The organism is Methylocaldum sp., from assembly GCF_039794385.1.
In the GTDB taxonomy this organism is placed as follows: Bacteria; Pseudomonadota; Gammaproteobacteria; order Methylococcales; family Methylococcaceae; genus Methylocaldum.
This window is the reverse complement of sequence record NZ_JBDIVO010000005.1, coordinates 37,156-46,492: the sequence shown is the minus strand read 5'-3', so window position 1 is coordinate 46,492 and position 9,337 is coordinate 37,156. Positions and strand designations below refer to the sequence as shown.

Annotated in this window: 10 protein-coding genes; 5 read left to right on the top strand and 5 right to left on the bottom strand. The window is 56.2% G+C overall.

Annotation, left to right across the window (positions count from 1 at the left end; genetic code table 11):
• Positions 1-163: 163 nt before the first annotated feature.
• The 3 genes from ABJK70_RS00845 to ABJK70_RS00835 all read right to left on the bottom strand — a co-directional run bounded on the left by ABJK70_RS00845 (position 164) and on the right by ABJK70_RS00835 (position 2,968).
• Complete coding sequence (locus tag ABJK70_RS00845; protein WP_168175475.1) at positions 164-646, bottom strand: redoxin domain-containing protein; 483 nt, start codon at positions 644-646, stop codon at positions 164-166.
• A gap of 41 nt (positions 647-687) precedes the next feature.
• A complete protein-coding gene (locus ABJK70_RS00840; RefSeq protein WP_156879736.1) occupies positions 688-1,761 on the bottom strand; it encodes a sialidase family protein in 1,074 nt (357 codons plus the stop codon).
• Between the two features lie 835 nt (positions 1,762-2,596).
• Positions 2,597-2,968 carry a response regulator gene (locus tag ABJK70_RS00835; protein WP_077731451.1) on the bottom strand — a complete coding sequence of 124 codons (372 nt, stop codon included), beginning with the start codon at positions 2,966-2,968 and terminating at the stop codon, positions 2,597-2,599.
• A gap of 274 nt (positions 2,969-3,242) precedes the next feature.
• Between ABJK70_RS00835 and ABJK70_RS00830 the strand changes: the two genes are divergently transcribed.
• The 4 genes from ABJK70_RS00830 to ABJK70_RS00815 all read left to right on the top strand — a co-directional run bounded on the left by ABJK70_RS00830 (position 3,243) and on the right by ABJK70_RS00815 (position 6,172).
• Complete coding sequence (locus ABJK70_RS00830; RefSeq protein WP_347257261.1) at positions 3,243-4,397, top strand: FAD-dependent oxidoreductase; 1,155 nt, start codon at positions 3,243-3,245, stop codon at positions 4,395-4,397.
• 126 nt (positions 4,398-4,523) lie between these two features.
• Positions 4,524-4,994: an SRPBCC family protein gene (locus ABJK70_RS00825; protein ID WP_205780824.1), complete on the top strand. Its 471-nt coding sequence runs from the start codon at positions 4,524-4,526 to the stop codon at positions 4,992-4,994.
• Positions 4,995-5,076: 82 nt separating this feature from the next.
• Complete coding sequence (locus ABJK70_RS00820; RefSeq protein ID WP_077731453.1) at positions 5,077-5,538, top strand: PAS domain-containing protein; 462 nt, start codon at positions 5,077-5,079, stop codon at positions 5,536-5,538.
• A gap of 151 nt (positions 5,539-5,689) precedes the next feature.
• On the top strand, positions 5,690-6,172 hold the full coding sequence (locus ABJK70_RS00815) for a type II toxin-antitoxin system RatA family toxin (protein ID WP_347257260.1): 483 nt from the start codon (positions 5,690-5,692) through the stop codon (positions 6,170-6,172).
• A gap of 49 nt (positions 6,173-6,221) precedes the next feature.
• On the opposite strand, the gene ABJK70_RS00810 is transcribed toward ABJK70_RS00815, so the two are convergent.
• A complete protein-coding gene (locus ABJK70_RS00810; protein ID WP_205780825.1) occupies positions 6,222-6,461 on the bottom strand; it encodes a hypothetical protein in 240 nt (79 codons plus the stop codon).
• Positions 6,462-6,815: 354 nt separating this feature from the next.
• On the opposite strand from ABJK70_RS00810, the gene ABJK70_RS00805 reads away from it, so the two are divergent.
• The gene (locus ABJK70_RS00805) at positions 6,816-7,250 is read left to right on the top strand and encodes a hypothetical protein (RefSeq protein ID WP_077731455.1); all 435 of its coding nucleotides are present in this window, start codon (positions 6,816-6,818) and stop codon (positions 7,248-7,250) included.
• A gap of 72 nt (positions 7,251-7,322) precedes the next feature.
• On the opposite strand, the gene ligA is transcribed toward ABJK70_RS00805, so the two are convergent.
• Positions 7,323-9,335, bottom strand: a complete 2,013-nt coding sequence (gene ligA / locus ABJK70_RS00800; protein WP_347257259.1) for an NAD-dependent DNA ligase LigA — start codon at positions 9,333-9,335, stop codon at positions 7,323-7,325.
• Positions 9,336-9,337: the final 2 nt, after the last annotated feature.

The window sequence follows — 9,337 nt, the reverse complement described above, 5'->3', positions numbered from 1 at the left end:
GATTAATAACAACCGGGAGAGCAAACATAGGCCTTCACAAATGCTTCCCTGATCAATTACCGGGGAGCTAACCCCGACCGGCCTCATCTCCCTCGCTTCGCTCTGCCCAAGGGGAGAGGGGTTTTTGCGACACCTTGCGGGAGAAGGCTTTTTCAGAGATTCCTCAAGGCTTGACCGCGGCGACCCAGGCGTCGATGTGTTCGGTCGTGATCGCGCCGCTGACCGGCAGACGGTTATGGCCCGCATCGTAGAAATAACTGCGGGGCAGCTCGCCGTACCAGGACGAGTCGATCTCGTAGCGCAGCCGCTGCGCATTGGAATCGCTGAAAATCCACGATTCGACCTGCTTCAGCTTGTGTTTCGCCAGCATATCACTCACTTCGCCGGCAAATTCGGCTTCGTCGGTGGAGACCATCACCAGATCCAGCTTCGGATGCTTTTTCATCGAGGCTGCCAGGGCGTCCAAATCTTTCATGCAACTGGCGCAGTCCAGGGACCAGAACATGAGAATGAAAGGTTTTCCCTGGCGGGTTTTCAAGATATCGCTGAGACTGCCGGCCCTGAATGGCTGCGTTTGATTTTCGGCGAATGACGGAGCTGAAAATAGCGTCAGGAACAGGCAAAGCAGAGCGAATAATTTTTTCATATGGGTATTCATAAGAATCGGAAGGGATAAGAGCGGATCGATTAATCGATGCGGATCAGGCGGTAACCCTTGTCTTGGCTATTCCACGATAGAAAAATCGCTTGGCCGTCGGTCAAGAGGAACGGAAAATCGACTTCGGCGTCCGATTCCACCGTTGCGACTGCCTCGGACCATGTTTTTCCGCCATCCCTGGACTGTTTGACCATCGCCCGATTCTTCCGGCCGTCGAACTCGTTCCAGGCGAGAATCACCCGATCGCCCGCGGCCAAGACGTCCGGATGTCCCGGCAATCGGTCGGGATCGCCCAAGGCCATGGGCTCTGAAAAGCTGCGGCCCCGATCGTCGGAATAAGCGTAAAACAGGCCCTGGCGTTTCGTTCCCTGGGTAAACCATGCGACGTGGTAGCGGCCGTCCCGGCCTATGGAAAGTGCCGGTCCATGAACCGGGCACGCTTCGATTTTCCAGCTGTCATTCGTGGCTCGTGTCGCCGCCCACTCGGCACGGCCGTCCTCGGGCTTTAGAAGGCCATGATCGCGGATGTTGCCGGGATAAATGAACCGGGTGATCAAAACCGGCCGCCCATCGGTATCGAAATCGACGGCGAGGCGGCAGCAACTGCAAACGTCGTCCACGATTTTTTGATTGGATTGAAGGGGCTTTCCGTTGGCGCCCAGGACGGTGTGAAAGATGTCGTTGCCCCGTGCTTCGTCGACGCCCTCGCGCTCGTCGTGCCAAAACGCGTGCAAATCGCCGCGGGGATCAACCGCCAGTACGGCCTGAAACGAGTTGGCTGTTCTAGCCATGTCGCTCAAGGGCTCCGGCGCGGTGAAATGCCGCCCCTGATCTTCGGAAATGCTCAAATAGGTGGTCCAAGGCTGCAAGCCGAAGGCCGGGTAAGCGACGTAGATTCGGCCGGCGGGATCGACGGCGATCTGCGGGCGGTATTCGCTTTGCGTCCTGATCGGCACGCGCTCCGGGTTGATTGCTACCGGGGGACTGAAGGTTTTGCCGTAATCGCTGGAAAAATCGACGTAGACGCGGTCGGTGGTGGGCACGACGCGCCACAGCCGTCGGTCGGGGCCGAAAGCCGCCGAGACCGGAAGCTTTATGTCCATGCCGCGATAATGTTCAAATCCGTCCGAAATCGGCTTTGTTCGCGAACCTATGGACGCGCAACCGGACAAGACCGCCACGGACAAAGCCCAGAAACACAGCGAGGCCAGATGATTGCGGACGCCGGAGAAAGACCTCGTCCGAATCGCTCTTCGTTTGAGTCCGATCGACAACACGCTTGAAATCAAACCCCCGGTTCGCAAATTAGCCGCCCCATCTGCACGTAACCCTGGTTCGACCGGCGATGCGGTAACCCGGTTCCGCCGGGTAACCGTTCAACTCGGTCGCGATGAGGGACATCGTACGAAAAGCCATGTTTAAGGTTTCGCTGCCCGCAACAACACCAGCCGGTGAAACATTAAGGAAGCTCTGAACAAGTGGATTCCGGTCATGCCCTTTGGCAGGCTCATCACGAACGGAATCAATACGTTACCGTTCGTCCTGAGCCTGTCGAAGGACTTAATCAGAGATTCCTTAAAGAACTTGGCCGCCGTTATCGAAGTCCTTTGGCTGCAAAGGCCGATGGTCAAAGTTACGGCATGCATTTCTTGCTTCTTGCTCCACGAGTAAAGAAAAACTCTTTGCTTCGGTAAATGTTGAAGTGTGTGTTTTCGCAGATCGCCAAGGCTTTTGTAAAAGGCCGGTCAAATGGGCGGAGCATCACGCAGAAATCGAGCCAAGCATGCCGAACCCGTTGCGCGGCGCAAGGTTGCTTGGCGCTCGGTTCCGAAGCCATCCGTAAAACTGCGGCAAATCACGCAGTCAGGTGTTTGAAATGACGCACACATATTTTCTTGATGTCTCTGACGAGAGAGCGTGGGCTACATCTCGGTAGGGCTATCCGAGCAGGGCGCCCAATTCTTCCGGATCGACCGGCTTTACCAGGTGATGATCGAACCCCGCGGCTTTGGTGAGAGCTCGGTCTTCTTGCTGGCCATAACCGGTGATGGCGATGATCAGCGCTTCGCGCGTCTCCGGACGTTCACGCAGTCTGCGGGCTACTTCGTAGCCGTCCATGCCCGGGAGGCCGATGTCCAACAGCACGGCCTGGGGCCTAAATTCGGATGCCAAATCGAGAGCGGCCGGCCCATCGAGTGCGGTTCGGACGTCATGGCCTTCGAGTTCCAGTAATAAAGCCAAACTTTCGACGGCATCCGTGTTGTCATCGACCACGAGAATACGCTTGGATTTGGTGTCTTGGTCGGTCATACATCAGTTCCTTTTTGTCACAGTTCGGAAATGCCGGGTAACACAATACGATCTAACCGGGGGCTTTCATAGGTCGAGCGACGCGTCTACACAAATAAGACGTGAATAGCCGGAGCAATGGGGAGCCGAACAAAGGGGAATCTTTGTCGGGCCGGCAAGTCTTATGAAGAGCGGGAATTTCCCCGGCAAGGCGGCCAAGATACCGTGCTTCTGGAAATCAGTCCGTCGACCATGGGAAGTTCATACAAGAAGAAACAACAAGAAGAGAACGGATATGTTTTTGCCATTTTATTTCCCCAGTAAGGAAGCGCTCAAGCTCGTCATCATAGGCGGCGGCTATTCAGGGCTGTCGGCGCTGATTACGATCCGTGAATACCGTTCCGACGCCGAGATCGTCTTGATCGATCGCCGGCCTTATCACCTTAAGATTACCCATCTGCACGAAAGTTTTCGCCGTCCTCTGACGGACTTCAAAGTGTCTTTCGCGGCCTTGGAGAAGCGGTTCAATTTTCGCCATGTCATGGCGGATCTGAGATTCGACGATACGGCGTTGAAACAGTGGCAAAGCGACCGGGTCATACCGGTCGGGCAGGAGGAGATCGGGTTCGACTATCTTCTGATCGCCACCGGAGCGGGTTTCAAGAAGCTCGAGAAACCTAGCCGAGTGATCGATCTCGACGATTTCATCGAAAAGCCGGGGCCGGAGGTCCTGCAAGAGAACTTGGCGGCTGCGAACTCTTCCGCTCCGTGGATTACCGCGGTCGGAGGCGGTGCGACCGGCATCCAGTATCTGTTCGAGATCGCCAATTTCGTGCGGGAGCGCCGCATTCCCTGTCGGCTTCGTCTGGTGGACTCCGAGCACAGGGTGCTGACGCAGTTCAATGCGAAATTGGGGCAGTATGCGGAGGCTCGAATGGCGGACCTCGGAATCGAGCATGTGACAGGTCGTTTTTTCCGCGCTCAGGAGGCGGATCGTGTCGTGCTCGAGGAGGTTGAGACGGGCGAGCTGTCCGAACTCGATTCCCAGCTGAGCCTGCTTTTCGTCGGCAAGAGCGCCAACATCCGTTTGCACGCCAATTTTTTCGGCCAAGTCGTTGTGGACGGAGACATTTTGGACCGGGTTTTCACCGCCGGCGACTGCTCGTACTATCGCTCATTGGGATCGAACGCCATGACGGCTCAGTCCGCCGTGCGCAAAGGCAAGTTGGCCGCTCGAAACATTCTCAGGCATTCGGGGCTCGTCAAATTGCTGGAGCCGTATCTGCATCGCGATCTGGGCTATCTGGTCAGCCTGGGGCCTCAGGATTCCGTGGGATGGGTGGCGTTGGAACGCAATGTGGTCGGGGGATTTCCCGCAGCGGTCGTGAAAGAAATCGTCGAAGCGCAATACGATCTATTGCTTGCGGGCATCGATACCTATGTGTTGTGACCGGCTGGAGGAAAGGTGGCAAGGCGTATATTTGCGGCGCTGTTGTCAAAGCGTGAGCAGGTGAACTGAATTCATATGGGATATCGGTGCGTCCAATAATGACGCCGGAAAATTCAGGAGGCGCAAATGATGTTTGGCTCAAGTCAGCCCGTAAAAGCCAAGGCGACCACGGTCATCAACAAACCCGTAGAGGAAGTTTTTCATTTTATAAGCGACGAGTTCTTCGAAAATTACCCGAAGTGGTCACCCGAAGTCGTCGAATTGAAACCCTTGTCGGAAGGGCCAATGCGTCTTGGCACTCTGGCGCGGCAGGTTCGAGTCGATCATGGGCACCGGACCGAATCCACGTTCAGGGTGACTGATTATCAACCGAACAAGCGGCTTTGCTTCAGCGGAGTGTCCAGCCCTTTCCGCTGTGTCTATGATTTCGAGCAAAAGAGTACGCAGTCGCCATCCACGCAGGTCGCGTTTACCTTTGAGTTATCGGAGCTCGAGCTGTTCATGCGTCCGTTCGAGAAATTGATTCGAGTCGCCGTGCAGGATGGTGCCGAGCAGACGGTGAAAAATCTAAAAGGCCTCATCGAGGGCCATTCGTGAGTCAAAAGGAATTTGGCGAGGTTTTTCGATCAACAATAAGCGGAAGCGAGAGATTGAAGTGAAGAATTAGGAGGAACCGATTATGGCCTTCATTGTGGAAAAAGATCCGGGACTGATCCCGCAGGTGCTGGCTAAGATTCTTGATTCGTGCGTCAATGGCGTAACGCTGGCCGACCCGGATTTGGACGATATGCCCGTCGTTTATGTCAATAAAGCCTTCGAAGAGATAACGGGATATGACCAGGGAGAGATAGTGGGGAAAAACTGCCGGTTTTTACAGGGAAACGATAGAGATCAGGACGCTCGTACCCAGATCCGCGAAGCGCTGGCGAACGCTCAGCCGGTTGAAGTGACGCTCCGCAATTATCGAAAGAACGGCGAGCTCTTTTATAATCATCTCGCACTCACGCCGCTCTTCGATCGAGACGGGAAGGTGATTTATTATCTCGGGATTCAGTACGATGTGACCAACCAGGTACGGGCCGAGGAAGAGATCAAGCGCCTGAGCGAAAACTTGGAGAATGTCTCTAGGCTGACGAAATAAAAAAGCCGGCGTCTTTGCCGTGTGAAAGACGCATGAGCGATAAGACGGTGTGGTCAAGAAGTTTCCCGGCGCTGTTCGCGTTCGGCCGCAAATGTGCGTGTCGCTAGGCCGACGCCGTAAATGCAGATTATGAGCAAGTTAAGGTTTTGATATGGCGGTTATTTGCACGAGCGTTTGCGTCAACTATACGCCCAAAGAAATGTACGATTTGGTGAACGACGTTCAATCCTATCCCAGCTACCTTCCTTTGTGCAGCAATGTAAAGCTGCATTCAAAAACACCGAATGCCCTCAGGGCTACCATCACGCTGTCGAAAGGCAAGATCAAGTTTTCCTTCACGACGGAAAATTCGATGGAGGACAGCAGGCATATCCGGATGAATCTGGTCGAAGGGCCGTTCAAGCACTTGCGCGGGCATTGGCGTTTCGAGCCGAGTGCGACCGGCGGTTGCGAGGCGACTTTCCGCCTAGATTTCGAGTTTGCCAACGCCTTGCTGGGAATGGCCTTCGGCGGCTTTTTCAAGGAAGTGACCGAGTCCTTTGTCGAAGCTTTCTGCCGCCAGGCGGCCAAGAAATATGGCGAGCGGGAGACTCATCCGCCCGAGTCTCTTCATGGCCATGGAAAGCTCACATAAGAGACAACGGCACCTCGCCGCATGCGCGGTGCAACCCGGTCCTTGAACCTTAACTGCGCGGTCCGGCTGAAAGTCGGCGATCCGGAACCTCGAAGCGGTAAGTTTCGCCGTGACTCAGATATCTCACCCGATCATCGAGACCGGCGGCGGTTACGGCCTTCTTGAAGTCTTCGAGCGGTGATTTGAAAACCCGGTAATCGTTGTAGTGGATAGGAATCGCCTCGCGAGGGTTAACGATTCTTATCGCTTCAATGCCCTCCTTAGCGTCCATCGTGACCAGGATGCTCATAATCCGGGTGCCGCCGAGATGAAACAGTCCCAGATCGATGTCCGGATGGCGAATGGAATTCTTGGCGGTGTCGACATGAGAACGGAACTCGATGAGTGCTAATAATGAAAAGACCTCAACGGGGCTCTTCTTATTTTAAAAAATGCTTGAATATATCGAGTCGAAACTATAATATGACTTCACTGCCGTCGTGTCCCCCTCAAGGCAGTAGCTAGATTCAATACCTCAACGAACTAGCGAAGGAAGACTTATAGGGTCGGCCCGAGCCTCCTCAGCCGACCTTTTTTTTGTGGTTGCAAATCGATTCGCGAAATCCTCTGGTCGAAGGTGCTGATTCGTGGAGGGCAATCAGGCATGATGGGTCGCTTCTCAGTGAAGCTGAATAATTTGCTTTTCTGGATAAAGGCCAAGATGGATGAACGGATGGTCCTGCTCATGGCCGGCTCTATCGTCATAATGCTCTATGGCGACGTCGTTCTGGGTTGGATCGGATCGTTATTGCATTACGCGATCGAGGTATTGGAACTGGGCCTTGAGCACCTGATCGAAGCGACATTTCATGTATCTCAACGCACAGCACAGATCCTGACGGCCTGGACCGGGCTTTTCCTATTCCTGCTGCTCGGCTGGTTCATTTTTCGTAAGACTGTAAGCCTGTTTCGCGAATGGATTGCGCTAAGGTCGGACCGCTTGAATCTACATCAAACCCGAATATCGAACCGGCAAAGACTGGCCATCTGTGCCAGCCTGCTGATCGCCGTCATTCTTGCGATCTACTTTCAGTTCTGATCGAAAGGCGCACGGCGGACCGAGCAAAAATCGACCGTTCGCGGACCGGTTAAACCTGATCCGCCTACGTCCTTAATTTCCTACCAAGTCCAGAAACGCCGCTTCGTCCAATACCTCGACACCGAGTTCCTGGGCCTTAGCCAGTTTCGAGCCGGGATCGGCTCCGGCTATCACGTAGCTGGTGTTCTTGGACACGCTACCGGTGACCTTGCCGCCTAGAGCCTGAAGCCTGGCTTTTGCTTCCTCTCGACTCATGGAGGACAGCGTGCCGGTGATGACGAAGGTTCGGCCCTGGAGCGGTTGCTCGGTTTTTACCTCCGCGACTTCTTCCCAATGCACCCCGGCATCGAGCAGAGCTCGGACCACCCCGACATTGTGCGCTTGCCGGAAGAAGGTATGGATATGATGGGCCACGGAAGGGCCTATGTCGGGAACATTCTGCAGTTCTTCCTCGTCCGCGGCCACGATGTTGTCGAGGGTGCGAAAGTGAGCCGCCAAGGTGTGCGCCGTGACTTCGCCGACTTCCCGAATGCCCAGCGCAAAAAGGAAGCGGGACAGGGTAGTATGCTTGCTCCGTTCCAGCGCATTGATCAGGTTCTCCGCCGATTTTCGCCCCATGCGCTCCAGTGCCGCCAGCTGTTCCGCGGTCAGTCGGTAGAGATCGGCGACCGTCTCGATCAGCTTGTTTTCGAGAATCTGATCGACCAGCTTGTCGCCCAGGCCGTCGATGTCCATGGCGCGGCGCGAGGCGAAATGCTTGATGGATTCCTTGTGCTGCGCGGGGCAAAAGAGGCCGCCGCTGCAACGGGCGATGGCTTCGCCGGGCTCCAATTCCACCTCCGCGCCGCACACGGGGCAGTGGCTAGGCATTTGGAAGACCGGGGCGTCGGCCGGGCGGAGTTCCGGCAGGCTTTTCACCACTTCCGGGATTACGTCGCCGGCGCGCCGGACGACGACGGTATCGCCGGCCCGAATATCCCGCCTGTGCACTTCATCCGCATTGTGCAGCGTCGCATTGGTTACGGTGACGCCGCCGACGAAAACGGGTTCGAGCCGCGCCACCGGGGTCAGGGCGCCGGTGCGTCCCACTTGAACCTCAATGGCGATGACTTTGGTGGTGGCTTCTTCCGCGGGGAATTTATGGGCGATGGCCCAACGCGGCGCGCGAGCGACGAAACCTAATGCGCTCCGGTCCGCCAGACGGTCCACTTTGTAAACCACGCCGTCGATTTCGTAGGGGAGATCGTGCCGCCGGGCCAAGAGGTCCCGATAGTAAGCAAGACAGCCGGCTATGCCTTGGACCACGTGTAGTTCCGGACTGACGGGAATGCCCCAGGACTTGAACCGGTCCATCAACTCTTTCTGGGTATCCGGCAGCTGGTCGCTCGGAAAGATGCCATAGCCGTAAGAAAAGAAGCAGAGGCGGCGTGAGGCGGTAATCTTTGGGTCGAGTTGGCGGAGGCTTCCGGCGGCGGCATTCCGCGGGTTGACGAAGACCTTGTCGCCGTTTTGCCGCGCCCGCTCGTTCAAGGCGAGAAAACCCTTTTTCGGCATGAACACTTCGCCCCGCACTTCGAAGCGTTCCGGCCAGCCGCTGTCCCTGAGCCGCAGCGGAATGTCGCGGATCGTGCGGACGTTGTGGGTGATGTCTTCGCCGGTCTGACCGTCGCCGCGCGTGGCCCCGCAAACCAGGACGCCCTTGTCGTAGATGAGGCTGACCGCGAGGCCGTCGAGCTTGGGTTCCACCAAGTAGCCGATGTCGTTGCGTCCGAGCCGCTGGCTCACGCGGCGATGGAAATCCTCGGCGTCCTCGTCGCTGAAGGCGTTGTCCAGCGACAGCATGGGGATTTCGTGGCGTACCGCGGCAAATGCTGCGACCGGCGGAGCGCCGACCCGCTGTGTTGGGGAATCGGGGATGGCAAGTTCCGGATACTGGTGCTCGATCGCCAAGAGCTCCTGCATCAGGCGGTCGTACTCGGCGTCGGAAATCAGCGGCGAATCGAGCTGATAGTAGCGCAGATTGTGGAATTCGATTTCTTTGCGCAATTCGTCCGCGCGACGTTTAATCTCTTCCGGCGCGTTCACGG

Coding starts and splice junctions, on each gene's coding strand:
- ABJK70_RS00845 (WP_168175475.1), bottom strand. CDS start 646: ATGAAAAAATTATTCGCTCTGCTTTGCCTGTTCCTGACGCTATTTTCA.
- ABJK70_RS00840 (WP_156879736.1), bottom strand. CDS start 1,761: ATGGACATAAAGCTTCCGGTCTCGGCGGCTTTCGGCCCCGACCGACGG.
- ABJK70_RS00835 (WP_077731451.1), bottom strand. CDS start 2,968: ATGACCGACCAAGACACCAAATCCAAGCGTATTCTCGTGGTCGATGAC.
- ABJK70_RS00830 (WP_347257261.1), top strand. CDS start 3,243: ATGTTTTTGCCATTTTATTTCCCCAGTAAGGAAGCGCTCAAGCTCGTC.
- ABJK70_RS00825 (WP_205780824.1), top strand. CDS start 4,524: ATGATGTTTGGCTCAAGTCAGCCCGTAAAAGCCAAGGCGACCACGGTC.
- ABJK70_RS00820 (WP_077731453.1), top strand. CDS start 5,077: ATGGCCTTCATTGTGGAAAAAGATCCGGGACTGATCCCGCAGGTGCTG.
- ABJK70_RS00815 (WP_347257260.1), top strand. CDS start 5,690: ATGGCGGTTATTTGCACGAGCGTTTGCGTCAACTATACGCCCAAAGAA.
- ABJK70_RS00810 (WP_205780825.1), bottom strand. CDS start 6,461: ATGAGCATCCTGGTCACGATGGACGCTAAGGAGGGCATTGAAGCGATA.
- ABJK70_RS00805 (WP_077731455.1), top strand. CDS start 6,816: ATGATGGGTCGCTTCTCAGTGAAGCTGAATAATTTGCTTTTCTGGATA.